This is a genomic window from Gardnerella sp. C0684A1, from assembly GCF_055326835.1.
In genome coordinates this window covers 183,861-200,923 of record NZ_JBLTSX010000002.1, presented here as the reverse complement: position 1 = coordinate 200,923, position 17,063 = coordinate 183,861, and the positions used below count along the sequence as shown (strand labels likewise).

Sequence of the window (17,063 nt, the reverse complement as noted above, 5' to 3'; positions counted from 1 at the left end):
AAATATAACGCTTTTTGACCCAAATTCGTTATATTTGTCTCAATCGTGTTAAAAACGTTACTTGCCTTGGCCTTTGCCGAAAGCACGTAATTGGACTCCATTCCAATCAGCGCTTACGGTTAATGGGGTAGCGGCGTTCATTCCTGCTGTTTTCGCTGCAGACTGTACTGTGCTAGAACTTGGGGAGCCTTCTCTACCTGGCTTCGGTGTTAGCACCCACATAGGTGCGTCATCATCAAGCATATTCGTGGCATCCATAATGGTATCTGCGAGTTCGTCTTCGTCGTCACCGTCTCGCCACCAAATAATCACGCCATCAACAGCAGCATCGTAGTCTTCGTCCACCAGTTCTTCACCAGTGAGCTTTTCGATGCTTTCGCAAATTGTTTCGTCCACATCGTCGTCCCAGAGCCATTGTTGCACAATGTCTCCTGGTTGGAATCCGAATTCCTGTGCATGCTGAAAAGCTATCTGTTCCACGTGACTCAATATATCAAAGCGTCAAGAAGTGCGCATATATAACGGCGTGTATTGAGTGAATTTATTGTTTAGTAATTACGACACACCAGGACACGCCTCAAAAATCGCGAAAGTGAATTAAATCACTATATGTAGGTTGTTATATTCCTACTTTCCCCTAGATATTGTGCATGACTTGGGCTATAGTAGAGCGAGTCGTTGCAAATTATTCAAATAATTTGCAACGAGAGAACTTTAAGAAAAGGTAAGTATTAGAAAGGTCTGTCCGATGCAGGTTTTGGAAGAAACTGATGTTGATAACGCAGCAATTCGTACGGATGATGGCGTAGAAGAAGCCCCAGTTTCGCGTGTGCTTGTAGAAAAGCGCGATGGCCGCGTCGTTGACTTCGATTCTATGAACATCATCATGGCCATCAAGGCTGCTTTTAAGGACTTGGGCAAGGAAGTTGGTCCGCAAGAAGAGCAGATGATTCGCGATATTTCAGATCATATTGAAGCTGAAATTCAAGATCGCTACAATGGCCCTGCAAAAATCGAAGATATTCAGACTTTGGTTGAGCACAGTCTTATTGAGAACCATCTTTACGAGGTTGCTCGCTGCTACACTAGCTATCGCTTGAACCGCGATATTGACCGCGCTAAGGCTACAGATATTAATGAAGCTGTTAATCGCCTTGTGAACAGAGACGAAACGCTTGTACGCGAGAATGCAAATAAGGATTCCAACGTTTACGCAACTCAGCGCGATCTTCTTGCAGGCGCTGTTTCTAAGGCTTCTGCGTTTTCTATGCTTCCTCACGCAGTTTCTAATGCACATATGAAGGGTGATATTCACTTCCACGATGCTGATTATTCGCCATTTACTTGCATGAGCAATTGCTCACTTCCTGATTTTGGCGATATGCTTGCTAAGGGATTTGCTCTTGGTAACGCAATGATGGACAGCCCAAAGTCTATTGGTACCGCTGCAACTCAGGTTACGCAGATTATTAAAGATATTGCTGGAGCGCAGTACGGCGGTCAAACAGTTAATCGTGCAGACGAAATGCTTGAACGTTACGCTAAGTGCGATTACGACAAGAATCTTGCTATGGCAAAAGCCATGATCCCTGATTCCACTCCAATTCAAGTCGCAAAAGATATGATTGACGGCTTAAAGGCTCAGGAACCTAAGAATCTTCACTGCTTGGATAGAGATCCTCTTCCAGCTGACACTCCTTTTGATGAAAACTTGAGCGAGCTTGATCAGATTCGTGAAATTTACGCAAAAATTATGACGCGTAAGGCTATTTACGATGCTATGCAAACTATGGAATATCAAATTAATTCCAACCGCGTTTCTAACGGTCAGACTCCGTTCGTAACTGTTGGATTTGGCTTGGGTACTTCTTGGTTTGCTCGCGAAATTCAGCGCGCTATTTTACTTAATCGTATTCGCGGTCTTGGTAAAGATCGTCATACTGCAATCTTCCCTAAGCTTGTGTTTACTATTAAGCACGGTGTTAACGCAGATCCAGGAGATCCGAATTACGATTTGAAGCAGCTTGCGCTTGAGTGCTCTACTAAGCGCATGTATCCGGACGTTGTGTTCTACGAGAATATTGTTAAGATTACCGGTTCCTTCAAGGCTCCTATGGGTTGCCGTTCGTTCCTTCAGGGTTGGATTGATCCAAAAACTGGTAAGGACGTTGAAGATGGCCGTATGAATCTTGGCGTTGTAACTGTTAACATGCCACGTATTGCTCTTGAATCTCACGGAGATGTGACTCGCTTCTGGAAGCTTTTCGACGAGCGTATGGAAGTAGCTCACCAGGCTTTGCGATTCCGCATTATGCGTTGCAAGCAGGCAACTCCTGTGAACGCTCCAACACTGTTCCGCTACGGTGCTTTTGGTCGTTTGGAAGCTAACGAGAGCGTTGATCAGTTGTTCCGTAATGAGCGCGCAACTGTTTCTCTTGGCTACATTGGCTTGTATGAGACTACTGCAGTGTTCTTCGGCAAGGATTGGATGCAAGATCACAGCTGGAATGAGGAAGGCAAAGAGTTTGCGCTTTCTTTGGTTCGTCGCATGAATCAGCTTTGCCAGCAGTGGTCGAAGGCTGAAGGCTACCACTATTCCGTTTACTCGACTCCTGCTGAGTCTTTGACTGACCGCTTTAACCGCATGGATCGTCAGAAGTTCGGCCGCATTGAAGGCGTTACCGATCACGACTTCTACACTAATTCCTTCCATTATCCGGTTTGGTTGCAGCCAACTCCTATGGAGAAGCTTCGCTACGAGGTTGACTTCCCATATCTTGCTTCCGGCGGCTTTATTAACTACTGTGAGTTCCCATGCTTGCAGGCAAATCCTAAGGCTTTGGAAGCTGTTTGGGATTACGCTTATAAGATTGGCATTGGCTACTTGGGTACGAATACTCCAATTGATCACTGCTTCGTTTGCGGATTCCAGGGCGATTTTGAGCCAACTAAGGAAGGCTTCCGTTGCCCAGAGTGCGGCAATAGTGATCCGGATAAGTGCAATGTTACTAAGCGTACTTGCGGATACTTGGGTAATCCTGTTCAGCGTCCAATGGTTCACGGACGTCATGAAGAAATCGCTCACCGCGTAAAGCATATGTCTGGCGAAACTGGCCACGTGACTCTTAACAACGGTGAGTCTCGCGAATGGTATGAAGAAACAAAATAATCTGCTAAATACTGAATAATCTGCTAAGTAACCTGCTAAATAAACTTATGTACAGATAGTGTTTATTGCGTTTGTTATTTGGTGATAATCTGGCCGTTAGAAATGTATTACGTTTTTTGATTACTCTTTCTGACGGCTGGATTTCTTTTATTTGCGCAAATTTAGTAGTTTATTTAGTAGTTTATTTAGTTAAGTTGCTTATTTAATTTTGAAGGGGGTGGGATATGGCTCGCATTACTTTACACGATTTTGCGCCTGCAGACGTGAACCGTGGGCCGTGGATTCCTACCTCTCTTTCCAATAATCCTCGCGCAGGCCAGTGGTCTAGTGAGCGCATGAGCCAGGGGATGGTCGCCGATTACAAGCGTTTTTTGATGACAGACGGAGAGGGTATTCGCTGCTCGCTTTACGTTTCCGGCTGTCCGTTCCATTGCGTTGAGTGCTATAACGAGTCGATTTGGGATTTTCGCGCTGGCCACCCTTATACGCAAAAGCTTGAAGATCAAATTATGGAAGATTTGTCACAGCCTTATGTGCAAGGATTAACCTTGCTTGGCGGTGAGCCGCTGCTAAATACTGGCATTTTACTGCCTCTTTGCAAGCGTATTAGAAGCGAATTTGGTCATACTAAAGATATTTGGAGTTGGACTGGATACACTTGGGAAGAGCTTATGCGCAAAGGGGAGACACCCGATAAGCTTGAGCTTCTGCGTTATATTGATATTCTTGTTGATGGCCGTTATATGAAGAATTTGCACGATTCGCTTTTGCAATTCCGCGGCTCTAGTAATCAGCGAATTATTGACGTTCCGAAATCTTTGGAAAATCCGCAAAATCCTCCTGTGATATGGGAAAAGCTTCATGATCAGGAGCGTTTTATTCCGTCTATTTACGGAAAAGACCGTGCACAAGGCGAAGGCGACGCGTCTTAGTAATTTATGAAACGTAGCGTACTTGCGTGCGCGTTATGCGTTATTAATCTTGCGGAACATATATTCGAAAGTGATATTATTGAGCGTAGAAATATCAAATTAGAGTAGGGGAAGCATGGCAAAGAAGTCTACGCAGAAATCGTCGAAGCAATCAAGAAACCGCGCCGATCGTGCTCCTCATGCGATTCGTACACTTTCCGTTTCCCTAAAACGTTACCGTTTGCTTGGCGCAATTACGTCTGCTGCTATTATTTTTGAAGCGGCTATGCAAATTATAATTCCTTCCGTAATGTCAAATCTTATTGATTTTGGAATTATGCGTAAATCGGACAGTGCCGTTTTGTATTACGGTTTGCAGCTTCTTCTTTTTGCAGCATTTTCTATGATTGCTGGCGTTATTTCGGGAATTTGTTGCGCACATTCTAGCGCAGGTTTTGGAAGGAATTTGCGACATAATATTTTTTCGCGTCTGCAAGCTTTAAGTTTTTCTGATTTAGATAAATTTTCTACAGGTACGATTGTGACTCGTATGACGAGTGATGTTTCGAATGTGCAGTTTGCTTACCAACTGATTATTCGTTCTGGCGTTCGTAGCGTTGTGATTATTGCGGCCGCATGGTGGTTTACTTTTTCAATTAGCCCAGCAATTTCTTGGGTATTTCTTGCGTTTGTTCCGACTGTGGCTGTTATTGGTGCTGTCGGAGCCGCTATTGTGGCTCCTGCTTTTATGCGAATTTACCGCATGGTTGATGAAATGAATAACCATGTGGGTGAAAATTTGCATAATATGCGTGTTGTAAAATCTTATGTACGAGAAGATTATGAAAACAGTCGTTTTATGCGTATCTCGCGTAAAATTTATGCGCATTTTCTTAGAGCAGAGTATGTATTAAATTTCAGTATTCCGCTGTTTAACTTGTGTTTTTATACGGGTATGTTGCTTATCGCTTGGATGGCTTCACACGAGATAGTGGCTTCTGGAAATAATCCTGCGTTTGGTTTAACTACTGGAGATCTTGCAGCGCTTGTTGTGTACGCTTTGCAAATTTTATTTGCGCTCGCGAATTTGGTTGCAGTTTTTGTTATGGCAGTAACTGCACGTGCTTCAGTGCATCGTATTGCGAATGTGTTGCAATCTAAAAATACTGAGAAAATTTCAGATAAACCTCTTACTAAGCTTTCTGACTCTTCTGTTCGTTTTGAGCATGTTTCGTTGCGCTATGCGAAAACAGATGATGAGAATAAATCTACTACAACAGATCAGGAAATTTTAAACGATATAAATATATCGATTCCGTCGGGTGCAACTGTTGGAATTGTGGGTGCAACTGGTTCTGGAAAATCAAGTCTTGTGCAGCTTATTGCAAGACTTTACGATGTAACTTCCGGTACGCTTTTTGTAGGTGGTGCGAATATTTGTGATTACGATTCTGCAAAATTGCGCGAAGAAGTAGGAGTTGTTTTACAAAAAAATATTCTGTTTAGTGGCACAATTGCAGAAAATCTTCGCTGGGGTAGTGCAGATGCCAGTGATAATGATTTGCGTGCGGCTTGCAAAATTGCTTGCGCGGACGATTTTATTAATGAGTTTCCAGATGGTTATAATACGCATATTGAGCAGGGTGGTAAGAATGTTTCTGGTGGACAGCGACAACGTTTGTGTATTGCTCGCGCGCTTTTAAGGAAACCGAAAATTTTAATCCTCGACGATTCAATGAGTGCGGTTGATATGAAAACAGATCGTAAGATTCGCGAGGGTTTAAAAAAGTTTATGCCTGATTCTACGCAAATTATTGTGGCTCAGCGTGTCTCTTCAATTGAGCATGCGGATATTATTGTTGTTCTTAAAAATGGCTGCGTTGTTGCAAAAGGCACCCACGATGAGTTAATTAAATCTTGTGAAATTTACAGAAATATGGCTATTTCTCAAGAAAAAAGTAGCGTATCTAAAACAGAAAATAGTACGGAAGTTGCGGAAGTTCCGGAAATATCGGAAGTTGCGGAAGAAGGAGCTGAATAAATGAGTAGCAATAAAATAAATCAGTCTTCTTCTAAATCTTCAGTAGAAGAAACAAAAAAGTACGCAATAAATTGGAAAGTACTTAAGCGTCTATTTTCTTGCGTATTTGTTTATCGTGCAAAAGTTTTTGTGATCGTATCTGCAATTATTGTAAGTTCTGTTGTTCAGGCTGCATGTGCAATGTTCTTGCAATCGTTAGTTGATGCGTATATTCTGCCACTTGTTGGCAAACAAAATCCAGATTGGATGCCGCTTGTGCGCATGATAATTCTTATGGCAAGCGTGTATGTGATTGGAATATTTTGCTGCTGGTTGTGGAGCAGACTTGTAGCAAATATTTCTGAAAGTGTTATGCGCGATTTAAGAGATTCTATGTTTAAGAAGCAGCAAAAACTTTCGCTTAAATACTTAGATACTCAGGGTTACGGCGATATTATGAGTCGCTATACGAACGATACGGAAGTTTTGCGCGAAGCTATTTCGTGGGCGTTTCCTGATTCTTTTGCGTCTCTAATGTCTATTATTGCTGCGTTTGTGTCTATTATGTGGATTTCGCTTCCTGTAGCAGCTTTCGTCGCTGTGTTTACTGCAGTGCTTCTTTATTTAGTAAAATTTATGCTTAAACGTTCAGGATATCTTTTTGAACAATTTCAGAGCGCCTTAGGTGAGTTGAATAAGTTTGTTGAAGAATCTGCAACTGGAAGCAAAGTTATTAAAATTTTTAATCATGAAGCAGCTACGATTGAAAAATTAGATGATTGCGTAGAAAAAGTACAAAAAATTTCAGCAAGCGCAAATTCTTATGCGAATAACGTAATGCCTGTAATAAGCAATGCAAGCTACTTACTTTACGTATTAATTGCGCTACTTGGAGCATGGGCTGCTTCGGCAGGTTTCCCTACCTTAGGACTTGCAGGATCTGGCACTTTAACGCTTGGTATGCTTATATCTTTGCTAACTCTTTCTCGCGCTTTTATAAGCCCTATTGGCGAAATTACGATGCAAATGAATTCGCTTATGATGGCTATTGCTGGAGCGTCTCGAATTTTCTCGCTTCTTGACGAAGAACCTGAAATTGATGCCGGTACTGTACGTTTAGTGAAAGTGCGTGTAAATAAAAATTATATTGAAATTGCTTCTAATTCCAACTTCGAAGTAGTTGAAGAAGTTGATGAAAAAGTTGAAGAAGATAATGTTTATTGGGCGTGGAAGCGTGAGGAAGAAGATAACGGCACTAAGGCAGTTGTGCGCGCGCAAAAATTAAGTGAGATGGCGCAGGAAGTTGTTTGTCACGCTAAAAGGGATGCTCGTACTTCTAAAGACGGACGATATACTCTGCTTCGTGGAGACGTACGTTTTACGGATGTTGTGTTTGGTTACGATGATAAAAAACCTGTTTTGCATGATATTACGTGGTTTGCGAAACCTGGGCAAAAAGTTGCGCTTGTTGGTGCTACGGGAGCTGGCAAAACTACTATTGCAAATCTGCTAACGCGTTTTTACGATATTAACGACGGTCAAATTTTGTATGATGGCATTGATGTGAGAGATATTCAAAAAACTGATTTGCGTCATGCTATAGGAATTGTTTTGCAGGATGTTAATTTATTCACAGGAAGCATTATGGATAATATCCGTTACGGTCGTCTTGATGCTAGCGATGAGGAGTGTATAGAAGCTGCAAAATTGGCTCATGCTCACGCGTTTATTTCTAATCTTCCTGATGCATATCAGACGCAGCTTAATAACGCTGGAGAGGGGCTTTCTCAAGGCCAGAAACAGCTTATTGCAATTGCGCGTGCTGCTGTAGAAAATCCTCCTGTTTTAATTTTGGATGAGGCGACTTCGTCAATTGATACGCACACTGAGGCTTTAGTGCAGCATGGTATGGATTCGTTGATGGAAGGGCGCACGGTGTTTGTAATTGCGCATAGGCTGTCTACTGTTCGTAATGCAGATGTGATTATGGTGCTTGATCATGGCCAGATTATTGAACGTGGATCGCATGAGGAATTATTGGCAAAACGTGGCGAGTATTATCAGCTTTGCACTGGAGCTGCTGAGCTTGAATAATGGCTTGATTTTGTGCGGCAACACGCCGGACACGCCCGGCACTTGCTTTTTGGCGAGGATTCTGTAAGATAGTGACTCGGCCGTTCAAGAGAACGCGCCACGGCCCCGTAGCTCAGTTGGTTAGAGCGCCGCCCTGTCACGGCGGAGGTCACCGGTTCAAGTCCGGCCGGGGTCGCGATTAGTAAAGGCCCGGTTCGCCGGGTTTTTTATTCATCATGGCTCTGTAGCTCAGTTGGTAGAGCGAGCGACTGAAAATCGCTAGGTCAGCGGATCGATCCCGCTCGGAGCCACAAGTAAATAAACAAAAAACGCGCGGCAGTTTTTGTCGCGCGTTTCTTTATTTTATAAGCTAGTCAAGTAAGCTAGTCAAGCTGCTTCCATGAATCAACATCAATATGATGTTCAGGATTTGCCTGCCAAGCAGCCCATGCGGATTTAACAATATCCTTCACATCGTAGCGAGCATGCCAGCCCATTTCCTCATTGATTCGCTTTGTGCTACCAATAAGTTGTGGAGGGTCTCCAGCTCTACGATCTAATACAGTTTCCTTAAACGGCAAGCCAGTAACTTCTCGAACTTCATCGACGATTTCGCGTACTGAAGTGCCTTTGCCAGTTCCAACATTAAAAGCATCGTATTTGCGTTCGTCGCGATCTAAGTACGTAAGAGCTGCTATGTGCGCATCTGCTAAATCAGAAACGTGAATATAATCGCGGATGCATGTGCCGTCAGGTGTAGGGTAGTCGTCACCAAAAATAGCAGGAGCTTTTCCGCGTTGCAAACGCTCAAGAAGCATTGGAATCAAGTTTAAAATAGCAGGATCTTCCAATTCAACCGGTCCGCAACCTGCAACGTTAAAGTAACGTAATGCGCAGAAGCGAATTCCGTAAGTGTGTTCGCATGCTCGCGCCATCCATTCTCCAAAAAGTTTAGTTTGGCCGTAAGGATTGATTGGAAGCATTGGAACTACATCTTCTGGAACTACTTCAACAGGAGGAATTCCGTAAGTTGCAGCGGAAGATGAAAATACGAGCTTTTTAACGTCGCTTTCGCGCATTCCTTCAAGTACATTCAGCATGCCGTTGATATTTTGCTGATAGTACCAAAGTGGCTTTTCTACGGACTCTCCGACTTGTTTTCTAGCAGCAAAGTGTATTACTGAGTCAACATGCTCATCTTTCATTATTTGCGCAAGTCGTTTTCCTGCATCTGGTGAGGAGATATCCATGCCATAAAGTCGAGCATTTTCGATTCTCGTAGGTTTTCCGTAGCTTAAATCGTCTACTACGACGACGTTTTGCTTAGCTTCGTGCAATGCGTGAACTACGTGTGCTCCAATGTAGCCGCATCCGCCAGTGACAAGAACAGTCATTCTTGGCCTTTCTTTTATGGATTTTTATAATTCATGGATTTACGGTAAAAATTATAACTCTACGAACTGAAGTGATAATCTTTCAAATTCGTTTGTGAAGTGTGTATTATTTGACTGCTGCTGTTAAGTTGCGTTCATTTGATAGCATACGATGAGTTGGAGTATTTAATAAAATTAAAATATTTAATAAAAGTGTGTAGCAGGTTAAAGTGAGTGATTCTGAAATGAACGAGTTGGAAGTTAACGAGTCTGAAGTTGGTAATAGCGCAAATAGGGTAATTTTATCTTTTGTTAGAAGGTCTGCTCGTCTTGACGCTCGTTTAGAGCGAGCTAAGGAACGTTATTCTAGTCAATATTTATTAAATATTTCTGATAAAGATGGTTCTTTGCGCTGTATGCCAGGTTTGCGCATTGATTCTGAGTGGATTTTTAAAAATTGGGGCAATAATAATCCTCTTATAGTTGAGATTGGTTCAGGTCAGGGTGAAAATATTGTTGCTGCTGCGGCTGCTAATCCTGATACTAATTTTCTTGCGCTGGAAGTTTATGATCCAGGTGTTGCACACACTATGCTTTTAGCTGGAAAACAGAATTTGCATAATATTCGTATAGCACAGGTTAATGCGCCTGATTTTTTGGCTGCATGTGATTCTAAAGTTGTTTCTGAAGTTTGGACTTTCTTCCCTGATCCTTGGCCTAAAATGCGTCATCATAAGCGCAGAATTGTGCAGAAAGCTCTTGCAGATTCAGTTAATCACGCTCTTGTTGATGGTGGAGCGTGGAGAATCGCAACTGATATTGAAGATTACGCTTTGCATGTTCATGAGATTATGGATTCTAGAAACGATTTTGTTAATGTTGGAGATTTGTGCGTGAGTTTGCCTACTGAGCATGTTGGTAAAGGTAATGCTGAAGATGCTGCTGTTTTGCCGCATGCCGAGTTTTTGGAGTCGCATAGGTTTGATGGTAGGGTTTTAACGAATTTTGAGCGTAAGGGAATTGATGCAGGTAGGTTTATTCACGATTTTACTTATGTTTCTAGGTAACTGACTTTACATTCTTTTATAATCTATTTATCTTTTGAATATTACGACACGCGCAAGTTGTGCTGTAAGTTTAGTAGTGTTAAGATTATATGGTTTGGTTCGAAGCCCCCTTCGTCTAACGGTTAGGACACCAGACTTTCAATCTGACAACAAGAGTTCGACTCTCTTAGGGGGTACAAATTTCGCCGCTTAGTTTTCTATGCGGCGTTTTTTATTTTTTATTTCTTGCGTTATGCGACACGCATTATTTATACCGCTTTGGGGTATACGAAAAAAGTGTTATACTCTCTCTTTGCAGATAATGCATAATTTGTTGATTAAGTCGTATTTGGTGACAATATATTTGATTTAATTACAAGTTTCAGGCTCAATGATGGTCTGATGGATAATGACTGAGAACATTGTAGTAGCAGTCTTATTAACGTGCATACATACTGCCGACATAACCAATGAAGAAGAGTGTTGGTGCCAATGGAGGAAAGGATACTGATGGCTCGTCATAGACATCTTGCATCTAAGATTGTTTCTATTGTTGCGTCTGTTGCAATGCTTGTAACTGGTTTTGCTGTTGCGGGTAGTGCAAACGCCGAAAATACTGCCGGGGGGTCTACCAATAGCAAAGAAACTTCTTCGAATGTAACTCTTAAAAGTAAGGGCGTTATTGTTACTGCATTCCAGCAAAATTGGAAGAGTATTGCTCAAGAGTGCAAAACAACTTATGGCCCTGAGGGTGTGAAGTATGTGCAAATTTCGCCTTCTCAGGATCATATTAAAGGTAAAGCGTGGTGGACTTCTTATCAGCCTGTGAGCTATAAGCTTGATTCTAAGCTTGGCACTGAAGCTGAGTTTAAAGATATGATTGCCACTTGCAAAGTTGCAGGTGTTGGAATTATTGCTGATGCTGTGATTAATCACATGGCTGGCGCTGATAATAAAGATAAAGTCGGTGTTGGTGGAAGTAAGTATGATGTTGCTTCGCAGACTTTTGAAGATGCTGGATACAAAAAGGATGATTTCCATCAGAGTACTGAAAATATTAAAGATTACACGAATGCTGAAGACGTTTGGACTCACAGGCTTGTAGGCTTGCTTGATTTGGATACTTCTAAGCCGCATGTTCAGCAAGTGTTAGGCGGATATTTCGCTAATCTACTGAAGATGGGTGTTGTCGGTTTCCGTGTGGATGCCGTAAAGCATATTTCTCCAAAAGATATGGCTGCTATTAAAGCTGAAGCTGCAAAGCAAGCAAATACTACTCCTGACAAGATTTGGTGGATGCAGGAGACGATTGGTGATCTTTCTGAAGCTCCAGAAATCCAGCCTAAAAAACATTTAGGCGAAGGCGAAGTTAACGAATTCCAATATTCGTACAAATTAAAGAACGATTTTTATGGTTCAATTTCGAATCTAAAGAATATTACTGATGGTCTTGTTCCAAGCGATAAAGCTTCGATTTTTGTTACTAATTGGGATACTCCTCGCGAGAGTTTCGTGCGCACGCTTACTTATAAGGATGGTCCTCGCTACGAGCTTGCAAATGCGTTTATGCTTGGCTATCCGTATGGAAACCCAAACATTTACTCGGGGTACAGGTTTGAGAATGGTCATAAGGATGATGGTGCGCCTAATGCGACCGATACGTCTGTTCCAGATGTAGATTGTTCGCCAAAAACTGGTTGGCAGTGCACTCAGCGTTGGACTTCGATTCGTGGAATGGTTGGATTCTACAATGCTGTACAAGGTGCGAAAGTCACCAATTGGCAGGAGAGTGACAATAATAACATTGCTTTTAGTCGCGAAAAGAAGGGCTTCTTAGCAATAAACAATACGCCAAACGCAAAGAGAGTTTTTTATAAGACTGATTTGCCAAATGGTGAGTACTGCAACGTTTATGCTGTAGGTGACTGCTCTAAGACTGTTAAAGTTACAGATGGCAAGGTTGCTGCAACTGTTGCTCCTTATTCTGCAATTGCTTTGCATATTGCTGCTAAAGAAGATACTGCTAGTAAAACTGGTCCAGCGCGTGATAAATCTGATCCAAAATACAATGTTGACGATGTTCAAGACAAGTCAACAACTGTATATTTCAATGCTAAAGGTAAAGCAGGTAATCCAAGTTCTGTAAATATTCATTATCAAATAAGTGGTGATAATTGGACTGCAGTTCCCGGATTGCCAATGCGCAAAGTTTGTGGCGAGTGGTTTGCAAAGACTATTGTTAATCGTGGTGGATTTAAAGCTGTATTTAATAATGGCATTGCAAAGAGTGATGGTAGCAGAGATTGGTATCACGTAAATGGCCAGAATGATGGCGATTTCACTATTCCTGCTGGCGCAAAGAATTATGTAGTAAACGAAAATCTTGTCGGGAATGCTGATGTTTCTGATGTTCCTTGCAAGGTTGAATCTTCAAAACCTTCTGCATTAAAGACGAAGATTGTTATTCACTATAAGCAACAAGCCAATGACAATCGCAATATGGGCGTCTATATCTGGGGTCTTAAAAATGCTCAAGGTAAGGAAATAGATGGCGCTTGGCATGCGTTCAATGGTAAAGATGCTTTTGGTAAGACTTACACAGTTGAGACTGAAGGCACTTACGAGAGTGGAAAAGTCGGATTTATTATTGTTGAAGACATATCAAATGGTTGGAATGATAATAAGAAGGACGGCGGAAATCGTTATATCTCGCAAATAGAAGGTGGTGTTGGTGAAGCTTGGGTTTACGGAGGAAATTCGAATACTTTTGCTGAACCGCCATCTGAAGTTGCTAACAATCTTAATAACCTCAAAACCTTAAATGTTACTGTTCACTACCGCAGAACAAACAAGGATTACGCTGGTTGGAATCTTTGGACTTGGTATGGTAAGCAAGAAGGCGTAAAGAGAGATTTTACGGCTCATGATGATTTCGGAAAGATTGCAGAATATACGTTTACAGATAATAACGGTGTGAAGGATCCGAAGTTTATTGTGCGCTATTCTATGAAAGGCAACGATTGGGTTGCTAAAGATCCTGGTGAAGGCGATCGTGCGATTCCTGCAAAGGCAATCACTTTAAGCCCAGATGGTAAAACTGGCAACGCTGAAATCTGGCTTATGCAGGGCGATAGTAGAGTTTACTTAAGTCCAAACGTAATCAACACGAAGGCTAATGCTATTAATGCTGATATTACGTCTTTAAAGGAATTTACTGTAAATGTTAGCGGTGACCCTTCAGAAGTGAAGAAGAGTGATGTTACTGTAACTGATGTTACAGATTCAAAGAAAGATCAACATAAGGCAGTAGAAATCTCGCAAGTTGCTGTTGTAGATAATAAGATCGTAATCACTGCAAAAAACGAATTAGATCTTAAGAAAATGTATGAAATCAACATTAATGGTGTTGGTGGAATGCCTAAAACAGTGTCTGTTTCAACGGCTAAAGGATCTAAGATTGTTCGCACTGATGAGTTCGATAAGAAATACGCTTATGCTGGCGACGACTTGGGTGCTGTTGCAAAAGATGGTTCTACAACTTTCAAGCTTTGGGCACCAACTGCTACAAAAGTGGAGTTGGTAACTTATCAGTCTGATGATGAGAATGCTCCAGAAGCTAAAACACAAGATATGAATCTTGAAAGCAATAATAGTGTGTGGACTATTACTACAGGCGATGCAAAAGCTGGTACTGCTTACACGTACAAGGTTCATTTTGCAGATGGTGTTGTTAATAATTCTCCAGACCCTTATGCAAAAGCTGCCGTGAGAAACGGAATGAGATCCGTTGTATTCGGTAAAGATACTGGTAATCCTGTAACTCGCATGGAATCGTTTGGTAAGCGTCCAACTGATGCGACTATTGCAGAAATGAATATTCGCGACTTCTCAATTCATGAAAGTTCTGGCGTAGATGTTGCAAAGCGCGGAAAGTATCTTGGCGTAATACAATCTGACACAACTCATGGCGGCAAGCCAACTGGTTTGGATTATTTGAAGTCTCTCGGCATCACTCACGTGCAAATCATGCCAATGTATGATTTTGGTTCTGTGAACGAAGCAGGAGATTTGAGTTACGGCAAGTCAGGTGCTCAAAACTGGGGCTACGATCCAATCAATTACAACGTTCCAGAAGGCTCGTATGCGTCTGATTCAGCAAATCCTGCTACGCGTATTACGGAACTAAAGCAAATGGTTGACGGTTTGCATAAGGCTGGCTTGCGCGTGATTATGGATGTTGTTTATAACCATGTTTATAACGCGCAAAAGAACGCTTTTGGTCAAACTGTGCCGGGCTACTACTTCCGTTATAACGATGACGGCAGCTTGACTAATGGATCTGGTTGCGGAAACGATACTGCTTCTGAGCGCAAAATGATGCGAAAGTATATTGTTGACTCCGTAAAGTATTGGGCTAATGAGTACGGTATTGACGGCTTCCGATTTGATTTGATGGGATTGATTGACCTTGAAACCATTAAGGAAGTGCGTGAAGCTGTTCATACAATTGACCCGAACTCGATTATTCTTGGCGAAGGCTGGAATATGAGTCAATTGCCTTATGGAAACCGCACTATTCAGCCTAATGCGTATAAGCTTGCAGACAATAATGGCGTTGCGTTCTTTAACGATTCCTTCCGTGATGCTGTAAAAGGCCAGGGAGATGATGGTGTTGCTGGATTCGTGTCTGGAAATAGAGGCAGTGACAATCTGGTAATGCAAAATCTTTACGGTTGCCAGCCTGGAAACTCAAGTTGCACTGATAGACATTATGCGAATGCAGGTCAGACTGTGCAATATGTTGAAGCTCACGACAATCTTAATCTTTACGATAAGTTGAAGAAATCTTTGACTCATGAAACAGATCAGAATATTAAGAAGCGAGTAAAGCTTGCTAATTCGCTTGTAATGTTTGCTCATGGTATGCCATTCTTTGAGCTTGGTCAGGAATTCTTACGAAGCAAGAACGGCAATAAGAATAGCTACAATGCTGGCGATGGTGACAATTCTGTTAAGTGGAATCTAGTTAAAACGAATGAAGATGCTGTTGAGTACTTCAAGGCATTGGTAAAGTTAAGAAACGAGATTCCAGCTTTACGCGATTCCGAATATTCTGATGTTAATAAGAATATGCATTGGATTAAGAGCAGCGATGGCATTAATGCGTTTAGTGTTGATGCCAAAGATAAAACGTATGTGTTTATTTTCAATGCTAATGACAATGCTACTGACGTAAATATTGGCAAAGGAAAGTATCGCGTGCGCATTGCCGATGGAAAGGCTAACGAATCTAATGTTCCTGAAATCACTGTAGATGGTAATGGAAATTATAAGGTTGCTGCTCTTTCGACTGCTGTGCTTGTGAAGGATGCTGAAAAGAAGGATGAGAATTCTATTGATCTTGAAAAAGTCGCTGAATATAAATTGCATCCTGCTGACGTAAGCGAACTAGTTAATGGTTCTGTGTCTCCAGCGCCTGAGCCATCGCCGGCGCCTGGTCCACATCCTGAACCACAACCTGGTCCTGTGAATCCTCAGCCTGGTCCTGTGAATCCTACACCTCAGCCACCTGCTCCTGGTCCGGTAACGCCTGCACCAACACCGTCTCCGGCACCTGCTCCTCAGCCTCAGCCATCTGAGCATGAAACTCCATCTAAGCCAGATCAGTCTAAGCCAGATCAGTCTAAGCCGGATCAGTCTAAGACTGAAACTCAAGCTGAACAGTCTGCACCGGCTAAGTCCGAACAGACTGAGCCGGCTAAGTCCGAACAGTCTGCACCGGCTAAGTCCGAACAGCCTGCGCCAGCCCAGTCTGAGCAGTCTGCGCCGGCTAAGTCCGAACAACCTGCACCGGCTAAGTCCGAGCAGTCTGCGCCAGCAAAGCCAGCAGAATCCACTCCTGTGCCTGCTGCTCCACAAACAGTCCAGCAGCTTAACCCAGAACTAAAGGGAACTCTTAGCATTGGTAACAATAACGTTGCAACTGCAGGTGTTGTTAACAGTGTGAGAATTAATGTTGTAAACAGCGAGTTCACCGAGCGTTTGCAACGTGATGGAGTAGTTTATGCATACGCGTACATTTACTCGTCTCCACGCCTGCTTAAGGGTGCTGATGGTTCAAAGTTTGTGACTGTCCGCATGGTGAATGGCAAGCCTCAATTCGACGCTCAGTTCCCAGCTGGATACTCAGGAAAGCATACGGTTGTTTTGGTTGACGAGAAAGGCAATCAAGTTGCTTGGACCGAAATAACAGTAGTAAATAATGCAGTTGCTAATAAAAAGAAAGTATTAAGTAATACTGGTATTAATATTGCTTTTGCTGCAATTACTTTCTTAATATTGGCTGCTGCTGCAATTGCGTGTTCTGCGTTTGCTAAGTTTGCTGCGTTTACTAAAAAATAATCGACCAAAATATGTGCGTAGATTATTTTTAAGTAATTATCTTTAAGTAATTATGCACAAGAGTTGATT

The 17,063-nt window shown here is 42.3% G+C and carries 8 protein-coding genes and 3 tRNA genes; 9 read left to right on the top strand and 2 right to left on the bottom strand.

The genetic code is table 11. The features are described 5' to 3' along the window. Nucleotides 1-57 precede the first annotated feature (57 nt). Nucleotides 58-480, bottom strand: a complete 423-nt coding sequence (locus ACNEUN_RS02570; RefSeq protein ID WP_427876445.1) for a DUF3052 domain-containing protein — start codon at nt 478-480, stop codon at nt 58-60. Between the two features lie 268 nt (nt 481-748). On the opposite strand from ACNEUN_RS02570, the gene nrdD reads away from it, so the two are divergent. The 6 genes from nrdD to ACNEUN_RS02540 all read left to right on the top strand — a co-directional run bounded on the left by nrdD (nt 749) and on the right by ACNEUN_RS02540 (nt 8,484). Continuing rightward, nucleotides 749-3,169, top strand: coding sequence for an anaerobic ribonucleoside-triphosphate reductase (gene nrdD / locus ACNEUN_RS02565; RefSeq protein WP_463630613.1), 2,421 nt, complete (start codon nt 749-751; stop codon nt 3,167-3,169). A gap of 224 nt (nt 3,170-3,393) precedes the next feature. Further along, on the top strand, nt 3,394-4,101 hold the full coding sequence (nrdG, locus tag ACNEUN_RS02560; protein ID WP_463630611.1) for an anaerobic ribonucleoside-triphosphate reductase activating protein: 708 nt from the start codon (nt 3,394-3,396) through the stop codon (nt 4,099-4,101). Nucleotides 4,102-4,216: 115 nt separating this feature from the next. Further along, nucleotides 4,217-6,121 carry an ABC transporter ATP-binding protein gene (locus tag ACNEUN_RS02555; protein ID WP_463630609.1) on the top strand — a complete coding sequence of 635 codons (1,905 nt, stop codon included), beginning with the start codon at nt 4,217-4,219 and terminating at the stop codon, nt 6,119-6,121. Beyond that, nucleotides 6,122-8,194, top strand: coding sequence for an ABC transporter ATP-binding protein (locus tag ACNEUN_RS02550; protein ID WP_463630607.1), 2,073 nt, complete (start codon nt 6,122-6,124; stop codon nt 8,192-8,194). It abuts the gene before it with no gap. A 101-nt stretch (nt 8,195-8,295) separates the two neighbouring features. Beyond that, a tRNA-Asp gene (locus tag ACNEUN_RS02545) sits at nt 8,296-8,369 on the top strand. A gap of 42 nt (nt 8,370-8,411) precedes the next feature. After that, nucleotides 8,412-8,484, top strand: a tRNA-Phe gene (locus tag ACNEUN_RS02540). Between the two features lie 72 nt (nt 8,485-8,556). Here the strand turns inward: ACNEUN_RS02540 and galE are convergent. Next, nucleotides 8,557-9,567, bottom strand: coding sequence for a UDP-glucose 4-epimerase GalE (gene galE, locus ACNEUN_RS02535; protein ID WP_427876454.1), 1,011 nt, complete (start codon nt 9,565-9,567; stop codon nt 8,557-8,559). A gap of 224 nt (nt 9,568-9,791) precedes the next feature. On the opposite strand from galE, the gene trmB reads away from it, so the two are divergent. From trmB to pulA, 3 genes are all read left to right on the top strand, one after another. After that, nucleotides 9,792-10,613: a tRNA (guanosine(46)-N7)-methyltransferase TrmB gene (trmB, locus tag ACNEUN_RS02530; protein WP_463630808.1), complete on the top strand. Its 822-nt coding sequence runs from the start codon at nt 9,792-9,794 to the stop codon at nt 10,611-10,613. A gap of 104 nt (nt 10,614-10,717) precedes the next feature. Next, a tRNA-Glu gene (locus ACNEUN_RS02525) sits at nt 10,718-10,789 on the top strand. A gap of 313 nt (nt 10,790-11,102) precedes the next feature. Continuing rightward, nucleotides 11,103-16,994, top strand: coding sequence for a type I pullulanase (gene pulA, locus ACNEUN_RS02520; protein WP_463630605.1), 5,892 nt, complete (start codon nt 11,103-11,105; stop codon nt 16,992-16,994). Nucleotides 16,995-17,063: the final 69 nt, after the last annotated feature.

What these genes read in the sequence shown, in the direction of transcription:
- nrdD (WP_463630613.1), top strand. Translation starts at nt 749, where the DNA reads ATGCAGGTTTTGGAAGAAACTGATGTTGATAACGCAGCAATTCGTACG.
- nrdG (WP_463630611.1), top strand. Translation starts at nt 3,394, where the DNA reads ATGGCTCGCATTACTTTACACGATTTTGCGCCTGCAGACGTGAACCGT.
- ACNEUN_RS02555 (WP_463630609.1), top strand. Translation starts at nt 4,217, where the DNA reads ATGGCAAAGAAGTCTACGCAGAAATCGTCGAAGCAATCAAGAAACCGC.
- ACNEUN_RS02550 (WP_463630607.1), top strand. Translation starts at nt 6,122, where the DNA reads ATGAGTAGCAATAAAATAAATCAGTCTTCTTCTAAATCTTCAGTAGAA.
- galE (WP_427876454.1), bottom strand. Translation starts at nt 9,567, where the DNA reads ATGACTGTTCTTGTCACTGGCGGATGCGGCTACATTGGAGCACACGTA.
- trmB (WP_463630808.1), top strand. Translation starts at nt 9,792, where the DNA reads ATGAACGAGTTGGAAGTTAACGAGTCTGAAGTTGGTAATAGCGCAAAT.
- pulA (WP_463630605.1), top strand. Translation starts at nt 11,103, where the DNA reads ATGGCTCGTCATAGACATCTTGCATCTAAGATTGTTTCTATTGTTGCG.